This window comes from Stenotrophomonas sp. 62841_Sma (genome assembly GCF_056482945.1).
This window is the reverse complement of record NZ_CM151224.1, coordinates 2,992,920-3,016,254: the sequence shown is the minus strand read 5'-3', so window position 1 is coordinate 3,016,254 and position 23,335 is coordinate 2,992,920. Positions and strand designations below refer to the sequence as shown.

20 protein-coding genes and 1 pseudogene are annotated in these 23,335 nt (G+C 67.1%); 12 read left to right on the top strand and 9 right to left on the bottom strand.

Annotated features, from left to right (window positions below; all coding sequences use genetic code 11):
• Positions 1-124 precede the first annotated feature (124 nt).
• Genes ACZK5G_RS14205 through ACZK5G_RS14190 form a run of 4 tightly spaced genes read left to right on the top strand, consistent with a single transcriptional unit; the run spans position 125 to position 3,206 of the window.
• Positions 125-904 carry a hypothetical protein gene (locus ACZK5G_RS14205; protein WP_197615087.1) on the top strand — a complete coding sequence of 260 codons (780 nt, stop codon included), beginning with the start codon at positions 125-127 and terminating at the stop codon, positions 902-904.
• 52 nt (positions 905-956) lie between these two features.
• Positions 957-1,802, top strand: a complete 846-nt coding sequence (locus ACZK5G_RS14200; RefSeq protein ID WP_478463851.1) for an energy transducer TonB — start codon at positions 957-959, stop codon at positions 1,800-1,802.
• Positions 1,802-2,674 carry a hypothetical protein gene (locus ACZK5G_RS14195; protein WP_478463850.1) on the top strand — a complete coding sequence of 291 codons (873 nt, stop codon included), beginning with the start codon at positions 1,802-1,804 and terminating at the stop codon, positions 2,672-2,674. Before ACZK5G_RS14200 ends, ACZK5G_RS14195 begins: the two co-directional genes overlap by 1 nt.
• Positions 2,675-2,687: 13 nt before the next feature.
• Positions 2,688-3,206, top strand: coding sequence for a hypothetical protein (locus tag ACZK5G_RS14190; RefSeq protein WP_478463848.1), 519 nt, complete (start codon positions 2,688-2,690; stop codon positions 3,204-3,206).
• A 46-nt stretch (positions 3,207-3,252) separates the two neighbouring features.
• Here the strand turns inward: ACZK5G_RS14190 and ACZK5G_RS14185 are convergent, their stop codons facing one another.
• The 6 genes and pseudogenes from ACZK5G_RS14185 to hutI all read right to left on the bottom strand — a co-directional run bounded on the left by ACZK5G_RS14185 (position 3,253) and on the right by hutI (position 12,424).
• Positions 3,253-5,364 carry a TonB-dependent receptor family protein gene (locus ACZK5G_RS14185; protein ID WP_478463846.1) on the bottom strand — a complete coding sequence of 704 codons (2,112 nt, stop codon included), beginning with the start codon at positions 5,362-5,364 and terminating at the stop codon, positions 3,253-3,255.
• A gap of 187 nt (positions 5,365-5,551) precedes the next feature.
• Positions 5,552-6,998 (bottom strand): annotated as a pseudogene (locus tag ACZK5G_RS14180) (serine hydrolase domain-containing protein).
• Between the two features lie 149 nt (positions 6,999-7,147).
• The gene (gene hutU / locus ACZK5G_RS14175; protein ID WP_049399643.1) at positions 7,148-8,815 is read right to left on the bottom strand and encodes a urocanate hydratase; all 1,668 of its coding nucleotides are present in this window, start codon (positions 8,813-8,815) and stop codon (positions 7,148-7,150) included.
• Entirely contained in the window at positions 8,812-9,666 is an 855-nt protein-coding gene (hutG, locus tag ACZK5G_RS14170; RefSeq protein ID WP_478463844.1) for an N-formylglutamate deformylase, read from the bottom strand. The genes hutU and hutG overlap by 4 nt, the downstream gene beginning before the upstream one ends.
• Complete coding sequence (gene hutH, locus ACZK5G_RS14165) at positions 9,663-11,204, bottom strand: histidine ammonia-lyase (RefSeq protein ID WP_478463842.1); 1,542 nt, start codon at positions 11,202-11,204, stop codon at positions 9,663-9,665. Before hutH ends, hutG begins: the two co-directional genes overlap by 4 nt.
• Positions 11,201-12,424, bottom strand: a complete 1,224-nt coding sequence (hutI, locus tag ACZK5G_RS14160; protein WP_478463840.1) for an imidazolonepropionase — start codon at positions 12,422-12,424, stop codon at positions 11,201-11,203. The genes hutH and hutI overlap by 4 nt, the downstream gene beginning before the upstream one ends.
• A gap of 67 nt (positions 12,425-12,491) precedes the next feature.
• Here hutI and ACZK5G_RS14155 point away from each other — a divergent pair, with 67 nt between their 5' ends.
• The 4 genes from ACZK5G_RS14155 to ACZK5G_RS14140 all read left to right on the top strand — a co-directional run bounded on the left by ACZK5G_RS14155 (position 12,492) and on the right by ACZK5G_RS14140 (position 15,275).
• Positions 12,492-13,862 carry a formimidoylglutamate deiminase gene (locus ACZK5G_RS14155; protein WP_478463839.1) on the top strand — a complete coding sequence of 457 codons (1,371 nt, stop codon included), beginning with the start codon at positions 12,492-12,494 and terminating at the stop codon, positions 13,860-13,862.
• A gap of 28 nt (positions 13,863-13,890) precedes the next feature.
• A complete protein-coding gene (gene hutC, locus ACZK5G_RS14150; RefSeq protein WP_049422110.1) occupies positions 13,891-14,619 on the top strand; it encodes a histidine utilization repressor in 729 nt (242 codons plus the stop codon).
• Positions 14,620-14,692: 73 nt separating this feature from the next.
• Positions 14,693-14,869 (top strand): type II toxin-antitoxin system HicA family toxin, encoded by a 177-nt coding sequence (locus ACZK5G_RS14145; protein ID WP_223224646.1) that lies wholly within the window; start codon positions 14,693-14,695, stop codon positions 14,867-14,869.
• Between the two features lie 28 nt (positions 14,870-14,897).
• Positions 14,898-15,275: a type II toxin-antitoxin system HicB family antitoxin gene (locus ACZK5G_RS14140; protein WP_232273989.1), complete on the top strand. Its 378-nt coding sequence runs from the start codon at positions 14,898-14,900 to the stop codon at positions 15,273-15,275.
• Positions 15,276-15,394: 119 nt separating this feature from the next.
• Here ACZK5G_RS14140 and ACZK5G_RS14135 read toward each other — a convergent pair whose 3' ends face one another.
• From ACZK5G_RS14135 to ACZK5G_RS14125, 3 genes are all read right to left on the bottom strand, one after another.
• Entirely contained in the window at positions 15,395-16,405 is a 1,011-nt protein-coding gene (locus ACZK5G_RS14135; protein WP_478463836.1) for a restriction endonuclease, read from the bottom strand.
• A 236-nt stretch (positions 16,406-16,641) separates the two neighbouring features.
• Complete coding sequence (locus ACZK5G_RS14130; RefSeq protein ID WP_478463835.1) at positions 16,642-17,133, bottom strand: phasin family protein; 492 nt, start codon at positions 17,131-17,133, stop codon at positions 16,642-16,644.
• An 80-nt stretch (positions 17,134-17,213) separates the two neighbouring features.
• Entirely contained in the window at positions 17,214-17,489 is a 276-nt protein-coding gene (locus tag ACZK5G_RS14125) for a polyhydroxyalkanoic acid system family protein (RefSeq protein WP_005417302.1), read from the bottom strand.
• A 125-nt stretch (positions 17,490-17,614) separates the two neighbouring features.
• Between ACZK5G_RS14125 and ACZK5G_RS14120 the strand changes: the two genes are divergently transcribed.
• The 4 genes from ACZK5G_RS14120 (at position 17,615) to aroA (ending at position 23,090) form a co-directional block, all read left to right on the top strand.
• Entirely contained in the window at positions 17,615-18,421 is an 807-nt protein-coding gene (locus ACZK5G_RS14120; protein ID WP_478463833.1) for an FHA domain-containing protein, read from the top strand.
• Between the two features lie 942 nt (positions 18,422-19,363).
• Positions 19,364-20,449: a 3-phosphoserine/phosphohydroxythreonine transaminase gene (serC, locus tag ACZK5G_RS14115; protein WP_478463831.1), complete on the top strand. Its 1,086-nt coding sequence runs from the start codon at positions 19,364-19,366 to the stop codon at positions 20,447-20,449.
• 51 nt (positions 20,450-20,500) lie between these two features.
• Positions 20,501-21,706: a prephenate dehydratase gene (gene pheA, locus ACZK5G_RS14110; RefSeq protein WP_024956386.1), complete on the top strand. Its 1,206-nt coding sequence runs from the start codon at positions 20,501-20,503 to the stop codon at positions 21,704-21,706.
• Between the two features lie 76 nt (positions 21,707-21,782).
• On the top strand, positions 21,783-23,090 hold the full coding sequence (gene aroA / locus ACZK5G_RS14105; RefSeq protein WP_107432862.1) for a 3-phosphoshikimate 1-carboxyvinyltransferase: 1,308 nt from the start codon (positions 21,783-21,785) through the stop codon (positions 23,088-23,090).
• Positions 23,091-23,335 lie beyond the last annotated feature (245 nt).

The window sequence follows — 23,335 nt, the reverse complement described above, 5'->3', positions numbered from 1 at the left end:
CAGCGGACCTGCCCGCGGTAGAATCCGCCCACCACCGCTTACGCGTGCCCGGCAAGGATGTCCGCATGCAGTATCAGGTTTTCGAGCTTCCACGCTGCACGATCTGCGGCATCCAGCGGCGCCGATGAAACGCACCCGTTTCTTTACACGCAGCCCATTGAAGCTGCCGGCTAATCGCGGCAGTGAAGTCGTGCGCGCGCGGCAGCATCTGCAGCAGCTCGGCTGGCCGCGCCTGCAGATGGCGCTGATCGTGGCCCTGACCGGTGCGGCCGGTTTCCTCGCCTCGCACCTGCTGCGTCTGGCCGGTATCGACGCGATGCTGCTGCGCTACCCGATGGCCGTGCTGCTGGCCTATGGCGTATTCCTGCTGCTGATGTGGATCTGGATCCGCTGGCGCTGGGACAACGTGCTGGATGGCCTGTCGCCGGATGTGGGCAGTGGCAGCCCATCGCCTCGCGGAAGTGCCGTGGAACCACCGTGGAGCGGCGTCGGTGGCCGTTCTGGAGGTGGCGGCGCGTCAGCTTCGTGGAATGAGTCGGCGCGGGTCAACGGCGACGATGCCGGTGAGCTGCCGTTGACCGGCCTGGCCGAAGACGAAGCAGGCCTGCCGTTGCTCGCGATCCTCGGCCTCGTCGCGCTGGTGGCGACCGTTCTGCTGGCCAGCGTGTGGATTGTGTGGTCGGCGCCAGTGCTGATGGCTGAGCTGCTGGTGGACGCGGCCATCGCCGGAGGCCTGTACCGGCGCATGCAGGGCATGCAGGAGCAGGGATGGTGGCGGGTATGCGTGACGCACACGATCTGGCCGCTGCTCGGGTTGCTGCTGTTCTTTGCTGTGCTGGGTTGGCTTGCGCAGGCGCTGGCTCCAGGAGCGACCCACCTGCTGCAGGTCATTCAAGCAGTGTAGCGCCACGTTCCCGGCCGATATCCCAACCTGCTTCATTTCTTCGAGGAGCTTCATGCGACAGCGCATTGCACGGAAGCGCATCCTGACGACAGCGGTCGTCCTGTTCGTGGCTGCTGGCGCAGCGCTGATGGCCAGCGTGCGCCCGCAGTGGCGGCAGGATGTCAGCCCGCCTCCGATCAATCTGGGAACGGCACGGATGCAGGCCGAGGTGATGGCAGAGCTCATCGACCTGCGACCGACACCGCCAGGAAAGCCGCCAGTACCACCGATTCCAATGAAGGCAGTCTCCTCCCAGATGCTGACCGGCAACAGTGGGTTCGCGACCGCGGAGGTGCCACTGGCAGATGTCGCGCCAGCACACTTCGAGCCGCGCGGCTGGGAACCCGACATGCCATTTGCAGTGATGGAATGGACTGCGCCTTCCTGCGGTGAAGGAGACCCCGTCCCGGTCTGCCAGGTTCGTCACAGCGTCGTCGAGTGGCGCGATGATGACAGTGCGGCGTCCTTTCAACTTCAGCAGCATCTGGAGGCGATGCTGCAGGTTGCGAACCGCCGGGCTGTACGCGTACCCGACCTCGCGTTTGAGCTTGCGCATGTGCGAGCGCAACGGATGACGTGGGACGAGCTTCAGCAACGGCGCGCACGCGGCGTCGAGGGATGCACGGGTGGCCCGGGCAATCCGGATCTGTGCGTTGTCTATCTGCAGCGCCCTGTGTTCAGCCTGGACGGGAACTGGGCAATGGCATCGATCGCCTCGGATCTGTGCAGTGGAGGAACGGCGATGCGCGCCCTCTACCTTCTGCACCGCAGCAAGGGCGGATGGGAGCGTGTTCGAGTGGATCCTGTCCGCTATATGAGCTTTGGCCACGGCCTGTGGCCCGCGTTGCCGGAGTCGTGATGACAGATACCTCGTTCAAGCCGGACCGTGACTGCCAACAACGGATCGTCTGGCGACGCATTGCGTCGTTGGCGGCGGCGCTGTCGGCTTTGGCTCTCATGGCCGGAGTCTGCAGCCTGCGCCCGAAGTGGCAGCAGGCGATCGGTCCGCCATTGGTCAACCTGGGAACGGCGCAGATGCAGGCGGAGGCGATGGCGCTGGCGATCCGGCAGAGGCCGCCTTTCTCCCCTCCACCTCCGCCAGAGCCGCAGCCAACACCAGTTCTGCCATCGCCGCTGAGCGAGGTGCCCACCGCACCGCAGACGCCGTCCACGCGCGTCGATCGATGGCGCCCGCAGGAGCAGCCACAGTTGACCGACCCGGTGGGGGAGGACATCTACGTGATGGAGCAGACCTTGCCCTATTGCTGGCCGGGCAGCAGTGCCTCCACCTGCCAGGAGGTGGACGATCTGGTCCTGCCGCTGGACGATTGGTGGCCGCAGGACATCCATGCGCTGCGGTTGCAGCTGCAGGCGGACCTGGTTCCCGCCAATCGCCGTTCCACGCCAGTGCCTGCGGCCGCATTGGCCGGTGCGCAGCGGATGGACAGCGCGGGGCTTCGAGCGCTGCGGGAGCAGGGGTGCGGGGCAACGGTGCATCGGCCGACTCGGACATACGACCACGTCGTCTATCTGACCCGGCCCGTTTTCAGCGTCGATGGGCAGTGGGCTATGATCGCGGTCGCCTGGGATTCGTGTTCCGACGATTTCGTCTACCGGGAGCTTGTCGTACTGCATCGGGAACAAGGACGCTGGATGGCCGAACCCCCGGAACGGGGTCTGGGCGGCGTATGGGACGGCCGCGTACTGCGGCCCTGGACGTACAACCACTGACGAGGAAGAGCGCATGGATGTCGCTGCACGCAGGAACAGGATGTTGTTTCGTTGGATCATGGTGACGCTGCTGGCTGTGTTGTTGCCGTTTGCAGCACTGGCACAGCCTGCAGCCGGGCAGGCCGATGGCGCCGAAGCCGCTACTGCCGCGGAAGAGGCGCAATGCCGCGCCTGCACTTATGAGCGTATTGGGCCCAAGGTCGATATCGGCCTGGTGGCCCTGATTTCGCTGCTGGTGGTGGGCCTGCTGGTGGCGGTATCCCGCGAATGGGGCACTACCTCGCAACGATGGACCTGCCGCACGCTGGCCCTGTTGCTGGTGGGTGTCGGTGTGGCGTTGCTGTGGTGGGCTGGCAGCATCGTCTACCTGGGCTACAACCCGTGGCAGGAAATGGCTGCCCCCGTCGATGGCTCGCTCACCTCGACACTGCTCACTACCTCACCGAAGTGGCTGGCGGCGCTGGTGTTGATTGGTTTCGCACCTTCCATCTGGAAGCGCAGCGAGCGCTTGCCCGCGTGGCGCATCAGCTGACATTGAAACGGCGGCGCTGGATCACCCCCGGCGCCGCCTGCGGTCATCAGTCAAAGCGCAAACGCACACCAGCGTAGATGCCACGGCCTTCGCCCGGTGTCGAGCGGGCGACATCCTTGCCGGCATCGTTGTAGCCCGGCGTGACCGTGGCGGCGTAGTGGCGGTTGCCGATGTTGCGCATCTCCGCCCAGGCCTGCCAGCGACCGCCGGGTGCGTCGTAGCCGATGCGGCTGCCGAAGATCACATGGCTGTCGGCCCAGTAGCTGTTGGCGTAGTCCACGGCGATGCGCGAGGCGTATTCGGTATTGAGCGCAGCGTACAGGCCGGACGCGTGATCGAAGCGCAGCTCGGCCTGGTAAGCGTGGCGCGGCAGGCCGGGCAGGCGGTTGCTGCCGAAACGCGCATCGTGGCGATAGCGGAAGTCACTGAAGGTGTACGCCTGGCGCAGCGACAGGCGGCCCGGCGCTGCCTGCCACAGCGTGCTGTCCAATCCGGCTTCGATGCCGCGGTGTACGGTGGGGCTGGCGTTGTTCTCGGCGATGAACAGGTTCGGCACCGGTTGCAGCTCGACGCTCAGCAGTTCGTGGTTCACGTGTGCGTAGTAGCCGGTCAGTTCCCAGCGACCCAGCGCCGCGTCACCGCGCGCGCCCAGTTCCAGCGTTGTGGCGGTCTGGTTCTGCATCGGCACCGGCGCGCGTTGGCGGCCGGTAGACGGGCCATTGCCCGACCCGAAGTACTGGTTCGAGCCCCAGATCATCGACCACGGGTGCGGCGCCTCCACCGAACGGCTGAGGTTGCCGAACCACTGGGTCTGCGCGCTGTGCTGCCAGGTGAAGCCCAGTCGCGGCGCGTAGTCCCAGTCGTGGTCGCGCAGGCGGCCGCCGCTGCTCGGCCAGGTCACCTGTACATTCCGACGGGTGTTGATCAGTGCCAGCCCGGTCTGCATGCGCAGGCGGTCATTGAAGGTGAGGGTGTTGCCGACGTGCAGCGTGCTGTCGGTGCCGTGGTGGCGGAAGTCACGCGTGCGCGTGCCGGTGGCATAGCCGTTGCTGGCAAAACGCAGCGACTCGCGCACATCGGCGTCCAGATCGTGGGTGACGCGCAGGCCGACCGTGGTTTCGCTGTCCAGGCCGAACAGCCGGTGGCGGTGGCGGTAGTCCAGCGTGGCGTTGAGGTTGGCGTAGTCCAGCTGCTGGCGGTACAGGCTCTCGTTCAAGTCCATCGGGTACGTGTGATAGACCAGTCCCGCCTGCAGCGAGGAATCCTCATCGATCTCCAGCGTGGTGACGTTGCCCACCCACGTGCTGCCGGGCTGCGGGCGACGTGCATCGATGGCCAGGTTGGCTGGGTTCGCCGCGTGCGGGTCATTGCGGATCTGGTCGCGGGTCAGGCGACCGGGTGTTTCGTGATTGGTTTCGCGGTAGCGCACGAAGAAGCGCGTCTGCAGGTCGGGCGTGATCTGCCAGCCGATGTTGGCCATCGCGCCCTTGCCGTCGCCGTGCGCATGGCGCTGATAGCCATCGAACTCGGTATCGGTGTAGGCCAGGAAGTAATCGACATCGCCACTGACGCCGCCCCAGCTGATGCCGCGCTTCTGGTAGCCACGGCTGCCGGCTTCGTAGTGCAGTTGCACGCCCGCCGAATCACGCCCGCTGCGGCTGATGTAGTCGATGGCACCGCCCAGTGCCAGCGCGCCACGCTCGAAACCGTTGGCGCCGCGCAGGACTTCCACGCGCGACAACCACAGCGGTTCCAGCAGTTCGTAGGGCGTGCCGCCTGGGCCGGTCAGTGGCAGACCGTCGATCGACACCGCAATGCCCGAGGCGTGCGCGCCCGGGCCACGGTTGATGCCCGAGCCCCGGATCGAGATCTTGGTGCCCTCGTTGCCCGGCGACTGCGCGCTGATGCCTGGCTGGTAGGCCAGCACATCGGCGCTGCTGGACAAGCGGCTGTCCCCCTTGGCTACGTCAATCACGTTGCCGGCGCCGGGTACGCGCTTCAGCGCCTCGCGCGCCTGCGCGCTGGCATCGGCGGCAGCGGTGACCTGCACCGCATCCAGCGTGGTGGCCTGCGGGGCCGCAGCGGCGGTGGAGGAGAGGCCAAGAGAAACGGCCAGGAACAACAGCGACGGGGCGGGGCGGTACGGCGAGAGCGACATGCGGGAATGCTGTAAACCACGAAAGTGGCGCGCAAGTTAACAGGTCGGCGGCGTCACGTCACCCATCGGCGGCGTATGGCCGCCCGCGCTCCTTGTAGAGTCGAGCTTGCTCGACTGTCTTTCGCTTTCTGTAGAGTCGAGCCTTGCTCGACTGCCTCTGTGTCCCGGAGTCGAGCACGGCTCGACTCTACAGAGCCGGCTTCGCCAGCGCCTTGGCCTTTGCATACAGCCGATCGGCCGCTTCCTTCTCACCCAGCGCCGCATGGCATTCCGCCAGGCTGTCCCACGCATTTGCCGAATCCGGATACAGCTCGGTGTTGAGAGCAAATACCTTTACTGCCTTGCGTGCCCCGAGGCTCTCGCGGATCGCGTAACCATCGGCATTGATCGCGCGTTCCAGTTCACTGGCAGCAACCTTGTTGCTGTCGCGCAGCCAGCGATGCACAGCTTCGGCCGCGCCAGCGCTGTCATCCAGCGCATACGCGATCAGCCGCTCGGACAGCACCGCATGCGGGAACTCCCGTGGGGCGGCGACCGCCATCATGCTCTCCACCAGCGTGCTCGACCAGACATTGCGGGTGCTGCCGTTGGTCAGGTACACGAACACCCAGTAGCCGTTGGCCAGCGTGCCCTTGTAGGCCAGCCGCGCACGTACACGGGTGCCGCCATCGTGGCCGACCTGGGTGTAGCCGTCGCTGCGGGTGGTGTCCCAACCGGTGGAGAAGAAATTGCTGCCACCGCCGGCCAGTTTCTGCGGCTGCCAGAGTTTTTCCAGGGTCGCCGTGCGCAGCAGCTTGCCGGTCGCCAGCGCCTGCAGGAAACGGTTCATGTCGCCCACGGTGGTCTGCAGGTCGGCGTGTCCCCAACCGTAGTTCGGCCCGAGTTCGGCCAGGGTCTTCATTGGCCGGCTGCAATGCGCCGTCTTTGCCGATGTACGGCACCGCCGCGCGCTGCGCCGGCACGCTGGTGATGCCCCACGAGGTACTGGTCATCTTCAATGGCAGCAGGATGCGTTCGCGCGCGATGGCCGGGTAGGGCTTGCGGTAATGCGCTTCCAGCAAGGCGGTCAGCACCAGGTAGTTGGCCTGGGTGTACTGCACGCGGCTGCCGGTGACAAACTGCATCGGTGTCGCGCCGGCCACCTTCAGCGCTGCTGCAAGGTCCGGCGCCACTCCGGTGTAGCCCTTGCTCACCCAGCGGTTGTCCACCCGGTCGTAATACTCGCCGATACCCGAGCTGTGGTTGAGGAAATCGCGTACGTGAATGGTCTGCCATGCTGATGGCAGGTCCGGCACATAGCGACTGGCCGGCGCATCCAGATCCACCTTGCCCTGATCCACCAGTTGCATCACCAGCGTGCTGGTCAGCAGCTTGGCCATCGACTGCGCGGCGAAGATGGTATCGACGGTGGCCGGTGCATGCGTGGCCGGGTCGCGCTCGCCGCTGGCGCCCTGGTAGAGCACTTGGCCATTGTGTGCGACCAGTACCGCCTGGCCGGCGATGCCGTAGCGCTCGCGGTTGCTCTGCAGTTGGGCGCCGAGCCGGGAAGAGAGGCCGGTAGGGACGTCACGCGCCGAGGCGGGCAGGGCGATGGCCAGGGCGCAGAGCAATGCAGCAGCAAAGGTGCGGTACATCGCGGTGATCCGTCAGCGGTGATGGCGCATGTTGGTCACGGCGGGAGAGCGGGTCAAGGGCACCGATTCCCGCATCAGGGAGAGCCGGCCAGCGGCCGGCACTACCCTACGTTTCCGGTAGTGCCGGCCGCTGGCCGGCACCCCTGCGATCAGCCCAGGATTCCTGGCAGATCCAGCCCCTTTTCCTTCGCGCAGTCGATCGCGATTTCATAGCCTGCATCGGCATGGCGCATCACGCCGGTGGCTGGGTCGTTCCACAGCACGCGGCCAATCCGCTTGGCTGCGGCCTCAGTGCCGTCGCAGACGATCACCATGCCGGCGTGTTGCGAGAAGCCCATGCCGACGCCGCCACCGTGGTGCAGCGATACCCAGGTCGCGCCGCTGGCGGTGTTGAGCAGGGCGTTCAGCAGCGGCCAGTCGGAGACCGCATCCGAACCGTCGGCCATCGCTTCGGTTTCGCGGTTCGGCGAGGCAACGCTGCCGCTGTCCAGGTGGTCGCGGCCGATCACCACCGGCGCCTTCAGCTCGCCGTTGGCCACCATCTCGTTGAAGGCCAGGCCGAGGCGATCGCGGTCACCCAGGCCGACCCAGCAGATGCGCGCGGGCAGGCCCTGGAACTTGATCTTCTCGGCAGCCATGTCCAGCCAGCGGTGCAGGTGCGGGTTGTCCGGAATCAGTTCCTTCACCTTGGCATCGGTCTTGGCGATGTCTTCCGGATCGCCGCTCAGTGCGGCCCAGCGGAACGGGCCGATGCCGCGGCAGAACAGCGGGCGGATGTAGGCCGGCACGAAACCGGGGAAGTCGAAGGCATTGGCCACGCCTTCCTCCAGTGCCATCTGCCGCAGGTTGTTGCCGTAGTCCACGGTCGGCACGCCCAGCGCGTGGAAGCCAAGCATGGCGCGGATGTGGTTGGCCATCGACGCGCGCGCGGCTTTCTCCACTTCCTTGGGCGCGGAGACACGTTTCTCATCCCACTGCTCGACCGTCCAGCCCTGCGGCAGGTAGCCGTTCACCGGGTCGTGCGCGGAGGTCTGATCGGTCAGCAGGTCCGGCTTCACGCCGCGCTTGAGCAGTTCAGCCAGTACGTCGGCGACGTTGCCGAGCAGGCCCACCGACTTCGGCGTACCGGCCTTGCACGATTCATCGATCAGCCGCAGCGCTTCGTCCAGGTTGTCGGTCCAGGTATCCAGGTAGCCGGTGCGCAGGCGCATGTCGATGCTGCTCTTGCGGCACTCGACGGCCAGGCAGGACGCGCCGGCCATTACGGCAGCCAGCGGCTGCGCGCCACCCATGCCGCCCAGGCCGCCGGTGAACAGCCACTTCCCGGTCAGGTCGCCACCGAAGTGCTGGCGTCCCATTTCCACGAAGGTCTCGTAGGTGCCCTGTACGATGCCCTGCGCGCCGATGTAGATCCAGCTGCCGGCGGTCATCTGGCCGTACATGGCCAGGCCCTTTTTATCCAGCTCGTTGAAGTGGTCCCAGTTGGCCCAGCGCGGCACCAGGTTGGAATTGGCGATCAGCACGCGCGGCGCATCGGCATGGGTGCGGAACACGCCCACCGGCTTGCCCGACTGCACCAGCAGGGTCTGGTCGTCGTCCAGGCGCTTGAGCGTCTCGACGATGGCATCGAAGCTCTCCCAGTCGCGCGCGGCGCGGCCGATGCCGCCGTACACCACCAGTTCCTGCGGGCGCTCGGCCACGTCCGGGTGCAGGTTGTTCATCAGCATGCGCAGCGGCGCTTCGGTCAGCCAGCTCTTGGCGTTGAGCGTGGTGCCGGTCGGCGCGGCAATGGTGCGGGTCGGGTCGTTGCGGGTCATGCGGCGCTCCGGTTCGTAGCGAATTCAAGGCAGGCGTTGAGCACCTGCGCCAGGGTATGGCGCAGCGGTGCGGCGTGGTCGGGGTCGAGCGGGGTGGGCCAGCTGTGTTCGTCCACCTGGTCCGGCAGGGGTTCGTGCATGTAGCCGCGGCAGGCCAGCTCCATCTGCAGGCTGTGCACGCCGCCGGCGACGTTGCTGTAGTGGCGGGTAATCCAACCGCCCTTGAAGCGGCCGTTGCGCACCTGGCTCATGCCGCTGATCTTCAGCAGGTTCTCCACCACATCGCTCAGCGCGTTGTCGCAGGAGGTGTCCGGAGCGCCGGAGGGACCGGCGGTGCCGAGATTGAACTGCGGCAGCTCGCCGTCGAACAGGTGCGGGATATGCGAGCGGATCGAGTGCGCGTCGTACACCACCACGGTGCCGTGGCGTGCACGCAGGCGTGTGATCTGCGAAGCCAGCGCATCGTGGTAGGGCAGGAAATACGTGTCGCGGCGACGGGCGATTTCCGCGTCATCCGGTTCCCGGCCGGCGTGGTACAGCGGCTGGTTGTCGAAGGTGGTCAGCGGGCACAGGCCGGTGGTGTTCTGGCCTGGGTACAGCGACACACCGCTGGGGTCACGATTGAGATCGATCACCGAACGCGAGATCGCCGAGCGCACCGTGGTCGCGCCCATGCCGCGCACGAAATCGTACAGTTCGTGCACCCACCAGTCGGCGTCGCGACGGGCCAGCCACGGCGAGTGGTAGTCGCCGATCAGGTCGTGCGGCAGCTCGCTGCCGGTATGCGGAAAGCTGACGATCAGCGGGGCATCGCCTTCGTGCACCGTCAGCCATTCGGGATGGGCACTCATGCCTGCGGTTCCACGGTCGGCAGCAGCTCCGCCAAGCCCTGTGCCAGCGCGCCGCTGCGCACCAGGTTGGTGGCGGTCACCATGTCCGGGTGGAAGTAGCGGTCTTCTTCCAGCGTCGGCACCTGTGCACGCAGGGTGGCGCGCACGGATTCCAGCGCGGCACTGGAGCGCAGCGGTGCGTGGAAGTCGCAGCCCTGCGCGGCGGCCAGCAGCTCGATGCCGATCACGTTGGCGGCGTTCTCGGCCATCTGCATCAGGCGGCGTGCACCGTGCGCCGCCATCGACACATGGTCTTCCTGGTTGGCCGAGGTCGGGATCGAATCGACGCTGGCCGGGTAGGCGCGCTGCTTGTTTTCCGATACCAGCGCGGCGGCGGTCACCTGCGGGATCATGAAGCCGGAATTCAGGCCCGGGCGCGGGGTCAGGAACGCCGGCAGGCCGGACAGCGCCGGGTCGACCAGCATCGCCAGGCGGCGCTCGCTGATCGAACCGATCTCGCACACCGCCATCGCCAGCATGTCGGCGGCGAAGGCGACCGGCTCGGCATGGAAGTTGCCGCCGGAAAGGGCTTCGCCGGTATCGGTGAACACCAGCGGATTGTCGGACACGCCGTTGGCTTCGATTTCCAGCGTGGTCGCGGCCTGGCGCAGGATGTCCAGCGCCGCGCCCATCACCTGCGGCTGGCAGCGCAGGCAGTACGGGTCCTGCACGCGCACGTCGTTGTCACGATGCGATTCGCGGATGTCCGAGCCCTGCATCAACGTGCGCAGAGTGGCGGCAGTGGCGATCTGCCCGCGCTGACCGCGGATGGCATGGATGCGCGGGTCGAACGGGGTATCCGAGCCCTTGGCCGCTTCCACCGACAGCGCGCCGGTGACCAGCGCGGCCTGGAACACGGTCTCGATCTCGAACAGGCCGGCCAGCGCATAGGCGGTGGAGAACTGGGTGCCGTTGAGCAGGGCCAGGCCTTCCTTCGCGCCCAGCTCGATCGGCTGCAGGCCGGCACGTGCCAATGCATCGGCTGCCGGCAGGCGCTCGTCACCGATAAAGGCTTCACCCACGCCCAGCATCACGCTGGCCAGGTGCGAGAGCGGCGCCAGGTCACCCGAGGCACCCACCGAGCCCTGTGCGGGCACCACCGGCAGCACGCCCTTGACCAGCATTGCTTCCAGCAGCAGCAGGGTTTCCTCGCGGATGCCCGAAGCACCCTGCGCCAGGCTGACCAGCTTCAGCGCCATCATCAGGCGCACCACGCTGGCGGGCATCGGCTCGCCAACACCGGCGGCGTGCGAGAGCACGATGTTCCGCTGCAGGGTGGCCAGGTCCTCGCGCTCGATGCGCACGCTGGCCAGCTTGCCGAAGCCGGTGTTGATGCCATAGACCGGCGCGCCCTTGGCGACGATGGCAGCCACGGTCGCCGCACTGGCACGCACCACCGGCAGCGCGGCCGGGTCCAGTGCAAGCGGCGCACCGCGATAGGCCTGCCGCCACTGGGCGAGGGTGACATGGCCGGGGCGAAGAACCAGGGTGTTGCTCATGTGTTGCTCCAGGAGGCAGGCAGGTCGGGCTGTCCGCGCACCACGCGCGCGTGCAGCGGGTTGAATCCAATGCGATAGACCAGGTCGGCGGGGGCGTCGATGTCCCAGATCGCCAGGTCGCAGTCCAGGCCCACGGCCAGGCGGCCGATTCGGTCGCCACGGCCCAATGCGCGCGCCGCCTCACGGGTGAAGCCGGCGATGCATTCGTCCACGGTCAGGCGGAACAGGGTCGCGCCCATGTTCATCGCCAGCAGCGGGCTGGTCAGTGGCGAGGTACCGGGGTTGCTGTCGGTGGCCAGCGCCAACGGCACGCCGGCCGCACGCAGCGCCGCGATCGGTGGCAGGGTGGTATCGCGGGTGAAATAGAAGGCACCGGGCAGCAGCACCGCCACGGTCCCGGCCGCGGCCATCGCGGCGATGCCGGCATCGTCCAGGTGTTCGATATGGTCGGCCGAGAGTGCACCGAAGCTGGCGGCCAGTTCGGCGCCATGCTGGTTGCTCAGCTGCTCGGCGTGGATCTTCACCGCCAGCCCGTTGGCGCGCGCCGCTTCGAAGACCTGCCGCGCCTGCGCCGGCGAGAAGGCGATGTTCTCGCAGAACACATCCACCGCTTCGGCCAAGCCTTCGGCGGCGATGGCCGGAATCATCACGTTGCACACTTCGTCGGTGTACTCCTGTGCTTCACGGCCCGGCGGAATCGCGTGCGCACCGAGGAAGGTGGTCACCACGTTGACCCTGCATTCCTCGCCCAGCGCACGCGCCACCTGCAACTGCTTGCGTTCGTCGGGCAGGGTCAGGCCGTAGCCGGACTTGATCTCGAGGGTGGTCACGCCCTCGGCGCGCATCGCCAGCAACCGTGGGCGGCTTTCGCGGGCCAGCTGTTCCGGCGTGGCGGCGCGGGTGGCGCGCACGGTGGAGACGATGCCGCCGCCGGCACGGGCGATGTCGGCATAGCTGACGCCCTGCAGGCGCTGCTCGAACTCGTTGGCGCGGTTGCCGGCGTAGACCAGATGGGTATGGCAGTCGATCAGGCCGGGCGAAATCCAGCGGCCTTCGCCGTCGATGCGGGTGGTTGGCTGCAGGTGGGCATCGCTGCCGGCCGCGCCGACATGGACGATGCGGCCATCGGTGCAGGCCAGGACGCCATCGCGGATGACACCCAGCCCTTCGCCATCCAGGGTGATCAGGTGAACGTTGGACCAGAGGGTATCGACGTGCATGGCATCCACAACGCGGCTGTGCTTATATGTCTATACAATATAGGCGTCCATTTCGGGTTGTCCAGCCATGTCCGATTCGCGTTCCCCGCACAGTTTCCATGCCGCCCACGCCCTGCTGGTCGAGGGTTGGGCCCGCGATGTCCGCCTGCAGGTGCAGGACGGTCGCATCACGGCGATCAGTACGGGGCAGGGCGCGCAGGCGGGTGACACCCGCGTCGGCATCCTGGTGCCGGGCCTTCCCAATCTGCACAGCCATGCCTTCCAGCGCGGCATGGCCGGGCTGACCGAGATCGGCGGCGGCGACGGTGACAGCTTCTGGAGTTGGCGCGAGCTGATGTACCGCTTCCTGGCCCATCTGCGCCCGGACGCGGTGCAGGCCATCGCCGCACAGGCCTACATGGAAATGCTGGAAAGCGGCTTCACCCGCGTCGGCGAATTCCATTACCTGCACCATGATGCTGACGGCCGGCCGTATGCCAACCGTGCCGAGATGAGTGCGCGGATTGCGGCGGCGGCCGACCAGACCGGCATCGGCCTGACCCTGCTGCCGGTGTTCTATGCGCATGCCGATTTCGGCGGGGCGGCACCGAATCCTGCGCAGCGTCGGCTGATCCACGACGTGGACGGCTTCGCACAGCTGCTGGAGGCCGCAAAGCCGGCACTGACCGCGCTGCCCGACGCGGTGCTCGGCATTGCCCCGCACAGCCTGCGTGCAGTCACCGGCGAGGAATTGAGTGCTTTGCTGCCGCTTACCGACGGCCCGGTGCACATCCACATCGCCGAACAGGTGCGTGAAGTGGAGGCCTGCCTGGCCTGGAGCGGCCAGCGCCCGGTGCAGTGGCTGTACGACCATGCGCCGGTGGATGCGCGCTGGTGCCTGGTGCATGCCACCCACATCACCGACGATGAGCGCGCCGCCATCGTGGCCAGCCAGGCGGTGGCCGGCCTGTGCCCGATCACCGAAGCCAACCTTGGCGACGGCCTGTTCCCGATGCAGGCGTTCGCGCGCGAGGGTGGGCGCTTCGGTGTCGGCTCCGATTCCAATGTGCTGATCGACGCGGCCGAAGAACTGCGCCTGCTCGAGTACGGTCAGCGCCTGACCCTGCGCGGGCGCAATGTGCTGGCCCCGGATGCCACCCGCAGCACCGGCCGCTTCCTGTTCGAGGGTGCGCTGCAGGGCGGTGCACAGGCGTTGGGCGTGGCCGCCGGGCTGCAGGTTGGCGCCAGTGCCGACCTGGTCGAGCTGGATGCCGCACACCCCGCGCTACAGGCGCGGCAGGATGACGCATGGCTTGACAGCTGGGTGTTCGCCGCACGTAATGGCGCGCTGCGATCGGTCTGGCGCCATGGCCGCCAGTGCGTGGCCGACGGCCGCCACCTGCAGCGCGAGGCGATCACCAGCGCCTTCGCTGCCGCCCTGCGCGGCGTGCTGGGCTGATCGCATCCCGCCACCGAGACCCCATCACGTGAAGGCCAGCAAGTCCGCCACGCTCAACCAGCGTATCCGCAGCGATCTGGAAAGCCGCATCCTCAGCGGAGAGTGGGCGCCGGGCTTCCGTATTCCGTACGAACACGAGCTGATGGAGCAGTACGGCTGCTCGCGGATGACCGTGAACAAGGTGCTGACCGCGCTGGCCGAGAGCGGCATGATCGAGCGTCGCCGCCGCGCTGGTTCGTTCGTGGCGCGGCAGCCCCCGCACCTGGAGCAGGTGGCGCTGGAGATTCCTGATATCGCGATGGAAGTGGGTTCGCGTGGCCATCAGTACGCCTATCGTCTGCTGCAGCGCGACCTGCGCCTTGCAGATGCCGGCAATGCCGGTGAAGTCGAGCTGGCCGGCAGCGAAATGCTGCTGGCGATGCGCTGCCTGCACCTGGCCGACGGCCGCCCGCTGGCGCTGGAGCATCGTCTGATCAGCCCGGTGGGCGTGCCCGAGGTGCTGGAGGTCGACTTCAGTACCACCGCGCCGGGCAGCTGGCTGCTGCAGAACGTGTCGTGGACCCGCGCCCAGCACCGCATCAGTGCCTGGGGCGCGGACACCGCCACCGCCAAGCTGCTGGACGTGAAGCCCGGCACCGCCTGTCTGGTGATCGAGCGCCTGACCTGGCGCGGCGAACAGCCGATCACCCGTGTGCGCCAGGTGTTCCTCGGCGATGCCTGGGACCTGGTGGCGCGCTTCGCGCCTGGCGCAAGGTAGGGTCGGCCCCGCTCGGGACACGCTGTCGCCTTGAACTCTGTCGAGGCGTGTGTACGATGTGTATCGTCCCCGTATGAAGAGCAGGGACCTCATCCGGGATCTGGAGGCGGCAGGTTGGACCTGTCGCCGGATTCGCGGATCCCATCATGTATTCGTGCACCCGCAGCACCCCCACATCATCACCGTGCCTCACCCAAGGAAGGATCTGGGGAAGGGCTGGTGCAGGCGTTGCGGAAGCTCGCAGGACTGACGTAGGAGGGCCCATGCGATATCCAGTCTTGATCGAGGCAGGCGATGAGCGCACCGCGTGGGGTGTAGTCGTTCCGGATCTACCGGGGTGCTTCTCGGCGGCCGACACGCTTGAGGATGCGCTCAGCGCTGCCGAGGAGGCTGCGCTCGCCTGGATTGATGCGGCCCTGGATGACGGGCGCTCGATTCCGACACCTTCCGCGCCACAGAAAATCGCCGCCGAGGCATCCAAGGACATCCGTTGGATTCTTGCGTACATCTGCATTGATCCGGCCCTGCTGGACGACACCATCGAGCGGGTCAATATCAGCCTGCCACGCCGGATCCTGGCGAGGCTGGATGCGCAGGCCAGAGCGGCAGGTGAATCGCGCTCCAGTTACATCGCCCATCTCGCAGCATTGGGCTGAGCAGGCGCCATGTAGAGCCGAGCCATGCTCGGCTGCTGTTGGCGCGATGCGCGATGAGTCGAGCGTGGCTCGACGCTACAGAGGCATCCACGCATGGCGTGGATCTACAGACACCCCAATCAATACGTAGCGCACTGCCGCCAGCGTACGGGCTCATCCACGCCAGGGCGGGCGTTGAGCTGGATGCGCACGTTACGCAGGGCGGGGTAGTGCAGCACTTCCTCGCAGACCTGCGGCCACACCGCGTCCAGCTCGCCGGTGCGGTTGATCGCCAGCGTCTGCCGGGTCAGCCAGACACCGCTGGCGATGCCGGGTTTGCCGGCCAAGGCACGGGACAGATCGGCCTGGAAGCGCTCCAGCGTGGCGGCATCCGGGTTGGGATTGCTGCGCGCATCGGTTGAGGGTGTGGCCGGCGCAGGCAGCGTGGTCGGCGGCGTGGTGGCGGGGGCCGGCGCCGGTTCGGGCGCCGCTTCAACCGCAGGCGCGACCGGCGCGGGGGCGACCGCCGCCTCGGCAACGGGCGGGGCGTCCTGCACATGCAGCCCTTGCAGGCTCAATCCCACCAGCAGGCCCAGCGTCACCGCGGCGAGCGCGGCTATAGCAATGCGGCGCAGGGCTTCATGGCGGGCGCTGGCGCGCACACGGGTTTCGATTTCCGCCGGTAGATAGGGCTGCAGCAACGGCCACAGGCGCGGGCCGTCCAGCACCTCGACCGCCTGCTTTTCGGCGGCGCTGCGGCCGTCGCGTTCCATCCGGCCTTCGGTCAGCAGCACACCGCCGCGGGCGCCGGCCAGGCGCGCGGCCGCGCCCAGTTCGTTCACCGCGGCGGTGCCGATGCGATAGGCCAAGCCGTGCTTGCACGAGACCAGCCAGCTGTTGGGGCCGTCGCTGAGCAGGAAATCGCTGCTGGGCTCACGGGATTCCTCGCCTGGGTCATCCAGTTCGCGCAGGCCGCGCTGCTCGCGCAGCATGCGCTTGACCAGTACCGAGAACTCGCGCCAGTGCATGCCCGCCAGGGCCTGCAGGCCGAGTTGCATCTCCTTCTGCCGCCGCTTGATCCACCACAGATAAACAACAGCCAGGGAACAGGTAAGCAGGGCCGACAGCAGGGCCAGGATCCAAGGGAGCATGCAGGAGGTGCGCGGAAGGGGCGAATGCGAAGGCGACAGTGTAAAGGTCGCGCCGTGCCGCTGAGTCAGGAGGTTCCTGACAGGAAGCGTGATGGAGCACGCAATTCGGAATACCGCGGGCACGAAAAACCCGCCAATCCTGAAGCCGTGAGGGGAGGGAACAAACGGCAGCCGAAGCGATTGGCGGGTTGCTCGCGATTGTCAATCAAAATTTATTGCATTGCAACAATGTCCGGTCAGGGTACGCTGCCTGGCGACTGATGGCTGCCCGGTGCAGGTGCATCAGTGCCCGAAGCGTCGCGATTTTCCAGCTTGGCCAGGCGCGCCTGCAGTGCGTCGATGCGCGCCTCCAGCGCAGTCACCTCGTCGGCGGTGGGCACGTGCAGGCGCTTGAGTACGCCCTGCACCTGGTCGTCGAAGGCTTTTTCGACCTTGTTCCAGGTACCGGAAGCCTTCTCGCGGGCCTCGTCCAGCGACGTTTCAACGTTGTCGCGCCAGCCCGGGCCCTGTTCGCCGTTGCGTTTACGGCGGCGGGCTTCCCAGGCTTCGCCTTCCTTCACCAGGCCGTCGAAGAAGCGGCTGCCTTCGGCCTGTGCACGGCCAAGAGCGCCCAGGCCGGCCAACCAGACCTGCTGCGCCGAGTCACTCAGCTTGCGCGAGAAGCGCTCGGCCTGGTCACCGAAAGAGGCGTCGTCGTTGCGGCGGTCGTCGTTCTCGTAGTGGTTCATCGCACTTCCCGTGGGAGTTGGGCCTGCCCCGAGAGTAGCGCGCGCTGGCGTTGCACGGCCGTGATGGCCGCCGCCGGGGTTCAGCCCAGCTTTTCCTTCAGCACGCGCTGGATCTCGCCTTCGACCATGCCCTTCATCGCCGACAGCAGGAAGCCCAGCTTGGCCGTGACGCGCACGGCGCCCGGCTGCAGTTCGATCGCACCGTCCACGCCGCTGCCGGAGAAATTCAGTACGTCGGCAGTCCAGGACGACTTCAGGCCGAAGCGCTCGGACAGCTTGGCGGCGACCTGTTCGATCGCGGCGCGCGCCTGTGCATCGGGCAGGGCGTGGGCGTGGCGGACATCGATGGTGGACATGCAGGCTCCTGGCGCAAAGCGGGGATGATCAATGAGGGCGAGCATTGTGCGCATCGAGGGCCTTCGCGCCAAGCACTCATCGTGGGTTCTTCTTCGTGGGCGACCAACCTGCTAGGCTGCGCCGCGTGCAGAACCTGCTTGTTCACTTCAGCCAACAACAACAGCCCGACCAGCCGCTGCGGCCCGGGGTGCAACGCATCGTGCGCCAGGCCAATGGCAGTGTGAGGCTCGGCGACGCCGGCCACGGTGCCCTGCTGCTGGCGCAGTTCTGCGTGGATGATCGCGGCCTCTGGCTGCAGGTCGGCAACGGTATCCGCGGCATTCATGTGAACGGTCGCCCGGTGCGGCGCATGGCGCTGCTGCGTGCGGGCGATGCGGTGTATGTGGACGGCGTGGAAATGGTCCTGCAGGGCGAGGTGGAGAGCCTGCTGCAGGCCCCCGCACCGAACAGTGGTGACGGTACCAATGAGCAGCAGCGCCTGCTGCGCGGTGTCGGTGGCCTGCACCATGGCCGCAGCTTCACGCTGTCGCGGTCCCGCCTGATCGGCCGCGGTGGCGACGCCGACATCGAGATCAATGAGCCGGCCTTCGCCGAACAGCACGCCCGCGTGGAAGTGCATGGCGAGCGCGTGCTGCTGCGTGACCTGGGCAGTGCCGATGGCACACGGGTCAACGGTGTGGCCGTGCGCCACTGCTGGCTGCAGGCAGGCGACCAGGTGGTGTTCGATGGCCAGCACCGGTTCGTGCTGGAAGTGCCGCATGACCCGCGCCGGCGCCCGCTGCCGGATGAAGACGAGTCCAGCCAGGACGCCGAGCAGGCGCAGGTGCTGCCGGCCGCGCCGCGCAAGGTCCGGCGCTGGCCGTGGCTGCTGGTGAGTGCGCTGCTGCTGGCTGCACTGCTCAGCCTGCTGCTCTGGTTCGGCGCGCGCTGATCTGAACCGGCCGTATCCGCTCTGGTAGGTGCCGACCTTGGTCGGCACGCTCCTTCGGCGGGGATGACGCCTGACGGCGTACGCCGACCAAGGTCGGCGACTACCGGGGCATTGCTCCTGGCCTGAGTCCGCTGGATCCGCTCTGGTAGGTGCCGACCTTGGTCGGCACGCTTCTCCGGTGGGCATGACGCCTGACGGCGTACGCCGACCAAGGTTGGCGACTACCGGGGCATTGCTCCTGGCCTGAGTCCGCTGGATCCGCTCTGGTAGGTGCCGACCTTGGTCGGCACGCTCCTTCGGCGGGGATGACGCCTGACGGCGTATGCCGACCAAGGTCGGCGACTACCGGGGCATTGCTCCTGGCCTGAGTCCGCTGGATCCGCTCTGGTAGGTGCCGACCTTGGTCGGCACGCTCCTTCGGCGGGGATGACGCCTGACGGCGTACGCCGACCAAGGTCGGCGACTACCGGGGCAATGCTCCTGGCCTGAGTCCGCTGGATCCGCTCTGGTAGGTGCCGACCTTGGTCGGCACGCTCCTTCGGCGGGGATGACGCCTGACGGCGTACGCCGACCAAGGTCGGCGACTACCGGGGCATTGCTCCTGGCCTGAGTCCGCTGGATCCGCTCTGGTAGGTGCCGACCTTGGTCGGCACGCTTCTCCGGTGGGCTTGACGCCTGACGGCGTACGCCGACCAAGGTCGGCGACTACCGGGGCATTGCTCTTGGTCTGAGTCCGCTGGATCCGCTCTGGTAGGTGCCGACCTTGGTCGGCACGCTCCTCGGCGGGGATGACGCCTGACGGCGTACGCCGACCAAGGTTGGCGACTACCGGCGCCTTGCTGGCGGCCAATGGATTCCAATGAAACCAAATTTCCCTTGCCGCACAAGGCCGCAAGGCTGGTGCACTGCGGCATACTAGGGGTCTTGCCCCACAGGTGTGACATGACGCGCGCGTTCAACTTCAGTGCCGGCCCTGCAACCTTGCCGGAATCGGTCCTGCGCCAGGCGCAGGCGGAAATGCTGGACTGGCACGGTACCGGTGCCTCGATCGTGGAAATGAGCCATCGCGGCGCGGAGTTCATGTCCGTGGCCGCCGAGGCCGAGGCCGACCTGCGTCGCCTGCTCGATATCCCCGAAGACTATGCGGTGCTGTTCCTGTCCGGTGGTGCCACCACCCAGCAGGCGCTGATCCCGCTCAACTTCGCCACCCCCGGCCAGCGTGCCGATTACGTGGTCAGTGGTCACTGGGGCAAGACGGCGGTCAAGCAGGCCGGTGTCTACGTTGATGTCAACATTGCCGCCAGCAGCGAGGCCGATGGCTACCGCACGCTGCCGCCGCGTGCCGACTGGCAGCTGTCACCCGATGCCGCCTACGTGCACATCACCGCCAACGAGACCATCCACGGTGTCGAGTTCCGTGATGTGCCCGATACCGGCAACGTCCCGTTGATCGCCGATTTCAGCTCGTCCATCGCCAGTGAACCGCTGGACGTGCGCCGTTATGGCGTGATCTACGCCGGCGCGCAGAAGAACCTCGGCCCGGTCGGCATTGCGGTGATGATCATCCGCCGCGACCTGCTTGAACGCAGCGGACAACCGCGTGCGGACATTTTCGATTACCGCTCGCACGTCGCCCGCGATTCGATGCTCAACACCCCGCCGACCTGGAACTGGTATCTGGCCGGCCTGGTGTTCAAGTGGATGCTGGCCGAGGGCGGCGTGGCCGAGTTCGCCAAGCGCAATGCCGCCAAGGCAGCGCTGGTGTACGGCGCCATCGACGGCTCCGGCGGCTTCTACCGCAACGAGGTCGCACACGCGGCCCGTTCGCGGATGAACATCCCGTTCTTCCTGCCTGATGCCGAGCTTGATGCCCGCTTCGTCGCCGAAGCCAAGGCCGCCGGCCTGCTGGCGCTGAAGGGCCACAAGGTAGTGGGTGGCATCCGCGCCTCGCTGTACAACGCCATGCCGCTGGCCGGGGCCGAGGCGCTGGTCGCCTTCATGGCCGATTTCCAGCAGCGTCACGGTTGAGCAATGAACGGCGCGCACCGTCGGGTGCGTGCCCCGCAACAGGGAATTCCGATGGCAAGCAGCAAATCCAGCAAGAAGGTGCCGAAGAAGGCCGAACCGGCCAAGGACAGCGCCTCCACCAAGGCCAAGGGCAAGAGCACGTCCAAGGCTGCGTCGAACCCGGCACCCACCCTGGCGCCGCTGGCGCTGGCCGATGTGCGCTCGAAGATCGACCAGATCGACCGCGACATCCAGAGCCTGATCGCCGAGCGCGCCCGCTTCGCCCACCAGGTCGGCAAGGCCAAGGGCAAGCTCGCCGCCGCCGTCGACTACTACCGTCCCGAGCGCGAAGCGCAGGTGCTGCGCATGGTGGTGGACCGTAATGAAGGCCCGCTCAGCGATGAGCTGCTGGTGCACGTCTACCGCGAGATCATGTCGGCCTGCCTGGCCCAGCAGGAGCCGCTGAAAATCGGCTACCTCGGCCCGGAAGGCACCTTCAGCCAGCAGGCCGTGCTCAAGCACTTCGGCCGCTCGGCGCTGGGCCTGCCGATGGCCAGCATCGAAGAAGTGTTCCAGGAAGTGGAAGCGGGCAACGCCGATTTCGGCGTGGTGCCGGTGGAAAATTCGGGGCAGGGCACCATCCAGATCACCCTGGACATGTTCCTGACCTCCAACCTGAAGATCTGTGGCGAGGTGGAACTGCGCGTGCAGCAGTACCTGATGTCGCGCAGCGGCCGCATCGAGGACATCGAGCGCATCTATGCGCACCCGCAGTCGTTCATGCAGACCTCGGCCTGGCTGCGCGCCAACCTGCCGAAGGCCGAGAAAATTCCGGTGTCGAGCAATGCCGAAGGTGCGCGCCGTGCGCGCAACGCCGATGACGCGGCGGCCATCGGTGGCGAGAGTGCCGGCCACGTGTACGGCCTGAAGAAGGTGGTCACCAAGCCGATCCAGAACGACGCCGACAACACCACCCGCTTCCTGGTGGTGGGTCGCAACATCTTCCCGACCTCCGGCCACGACCGCACGTCGGTGCTGGTGTTCATCCATGACAAGCCCGGTGCGCTGTTCGACGTGCTCAGCCCGTTCGCCCGCCACGGCATCAGCATGAACCGCATCGAGTCGCGCCCGTCGCACCACGGCAAGTGGGAATACGGCTTCTTCATCGACCTGGCCGGCCATATCGACGACGCGCCGATGCAGGCCGCGCTGGCCGAACTGGAAGCGCACTCGGCACAGATCAAGGTGCTGGGTTCCTATCCGGTGGCCGTGCCCTGAGTGCTGCTGTGGCGGCTGCGGCCGCTGCCCCCTGATGCATCGCCGGTGCTGCCGGCGTTTACGGAATGATCGAACGATGAGCAACGCGCAACACTGGATCGCCCGCAAGGGCCAGCCGCTGCAGGGCAGCCTGACCATTCCCGGCGACAAGTCGGTCTCGCACCGCTCGGTGATGTTCGCCGCGCTGGCCGATGGCACCTCGCATATCGAAGGTTTCCTGGAAGGCGAGGACACCCGCGCCACTGCGCGCATCTTCGGCCAGCTGGGCGTGCGCATCGAAACCCCCAGCCCGTCGCAGCGCATCGTGCACGGCGTCGGTATCGACGGCCTGAAGGCGCCGGATGCGCCGCTGGACTGCGGCAACGCCGGTACCGGCATGCGCCTGTTGGCCGGTCTGCTGGCGGGCCAGGCATTCGACTGCACGCTGATCGGCGATGAGTCGCTGTCCGGCCGCCCGATGCGCCGCGTGACCGGCCCGCTGTCACAGATGGGCGCGAAGATCGACACCCAGGAAGACGGGACGCCGCCGCTGCACGTGCATGGCGGGCAATCGCTGCACGGCATCGACTTCGCCTCGCCGGTGGCCAGCGCGCAGATCAAGTCGGCGGTGCTGTTGGCCGGCCTGTACGCGCAGGGCGAAACCCAGGTGACCGAACCGCACCCGACCCGTGACTACACCGAGCGCATGCTGTCCGCGTTCGGCGTGGACATCGAATTCTCGCCCGGCAAGGCACGCCTGCGTGGTGGCCAGCGCCTGCGCGCGACTGACATCGTGGTGCCGGCGGACTTCTCTTCGGCTGCGTTCTATCTGGTTGCGGCCAGTATCATTCCCGGCTCCGAGCTGCGCCTGAAACAGGTCGGCCTGAACCCGCGCCGCACCGGCCTGCTGCACGCGCTGCGCCTGATGGGGGCGGACATCACCGAAGAAAATCCGGCCGAGCAGGGCGGTGAACCGGTGGCGGATCTGGTGGTGCGCTACGCTCAGTTGAAGGGCGCACGCATTCCGGAAGCACTGGTGCCGGACATGATCGACGAGTTCCCGGCGCTGTTCGTGGCCGCTGCGGCCGCCGAAGGCCAGACCGTGGTGAGCGGTGCGGCCGAGCTGCGGGTGAAGGAATCCGACCGCCTTGCCGCGATGGCCACCGGCCTGCGCGCGCTGGGCATGCAGGTGGATGAAACCGAAGACGGCGCCACCCTGCACGGCGGCGTGCGCCTGGGCAGTGGCACCATCGAAAGCCACGGTGACCATCGCATCGCCATGGCCTTCGCCATCGCCGGCCAGATCAGTGACGGCGAAGTGCGCATCAACGATATCGCCAACGTCGCCACCTCCTTCCCGGACTTCGATGGCCTGGCGCGCAGCGCCGGGTTCAACCTGGCCTGATCGGGAGCGCATCCGCCGGGTCATGCCCGGCGGATCGCATTGCCTGGTAGGTGCCGACCTTGGTCGGCACGCTCACATCACCCGGTAGCTGCCAACCTTGGTTGGCACGCTCATATCACCTGGTAGGTGCCAACCTTGGTTGGCACGCTCATATCACCCGGTAGGTGCCAACCTTGGTTGGCACGCTCATATCACCCGGTAGGTGCCGACCTTGGTCGGCACGCTCACATCACCCGGTAGGTGCC

Bases quoted from the DNA above. Each gene is read 5' to 3' on its own strand.
- ACZK5G_RS14185 (WP_478463846.1), bottom strand. From the start codon at position 5,364: ATGTCGCTCTCGCCGTACCGCCCCGCCCCGTCGCTGTTGTTCCTGGCC.
- ACZK5G_RS14195 (WP_478463850.1), top strand. From the start codon at position 1,802: ATGACAGATACCTCGTTCAAGCCGGACCGTGACTGCCAACAACGGATC.
- ACZK5G_RS14155 (WP_478463839.1), top strand. From the start codon at position 12,492: ATGTCCGATTCGCGTTCCCCGCACAGTTTCCATGCCGCCCACGCCCTG.
- ACZK5G_RS14130 (WP_478463835.1), bottom strand. From the start codon at position 17,133: ATGAACCACTACGAGAACGACGACCGCCGCAACGACGACGCCTCTTTC.
- pheA (WP_024956386.1), top strand. From the start codon at position 20,501: ATGGCAAGCAGCAAATCCAGCAAGAAGGTGCCGAAGAAGGCCGAACCG.
- ACZK5G_RS14190 (WP_478463848.1), top strand. From the start codon at position 2,688: ATGGATGTCGCTGCACGCAGGAACAGGATGTTGTTTCGTTGGATCATG.
- ACZK5G_RS14135 (WP_478463836.1), bottom strand. From the start codon at position 16,405: ATGCTCCCTTGGATCCTGGCCCTGCTGTCGGCCCTGCTTACCTGTTCC.
- hutI (WP_478463840.1), bottom strand. From the start codon at position 12,424: ATGCACGTCGATACCCTCTGGTCCAACGTTCACCTGATCACCCTGGAT.
- serC (WP_478463831.1), top strand. From the start codon at position 19,364: ATGACGCGCGCGTTCAACTTCAGTGCCGGCCCTGCAACCTTGCCGGAA.
- ACZK5G_RS14145 (WP_223224646.1), top strand. From the start codon at position 14,693: ATGAAGAGCAGGGACCTCATCCGGGATCTGGAGGCGGCAGGTTGGACC.
- ACZK5G_RS14205 (WP_197615087.1), top strand. From the start codon at position 125: ATGAAACGCACCCGTTTCTTTACACGCAGCCCATTGAAGCTGCCGGCT.
- ACZK5G_RS14125 (WP_005417302.1), bottom strand. From the start codon at position 17,489: ATGTCCACCATCGATGTCCGCCACGCCCACGCCCTGCCCGATGCACAG.
- ACZK5G_RS14200 (WP_478463851.1), top strand. From the start codon at position 957: ATGCGACAGCGCATTGCACGGAAGCGCATCCTGACGACAGCGGTCGTC.
- hutU (WP_049399643.1), bottom strand. From the start codon at position 8,815: ATGACCCGCAACGACCCGACCCGCACCATTGCCGCGCCGACCGGCACC.
- hutH (WP_478463842.1), bottom strand. From the start codon at position 11,204: ATGAGCAACACCCTGGTTCTTCGCCCCGGCCATGTCACCCTCGCCCAG.
- hutG (WP_478463844.1), bottom strand. From the start codon at position 9,666: ATGAGTGCCCATCCCGAATGGCTGACGGTGCACGAAGGCGATGCCCCG.
- aroA (WP_107432862.1), top strand. From the start codon at position 21,783: ATGAGCAACGCGCAACACTGGATCGCCCGCAAGGGCCAGCCGCTGCAG.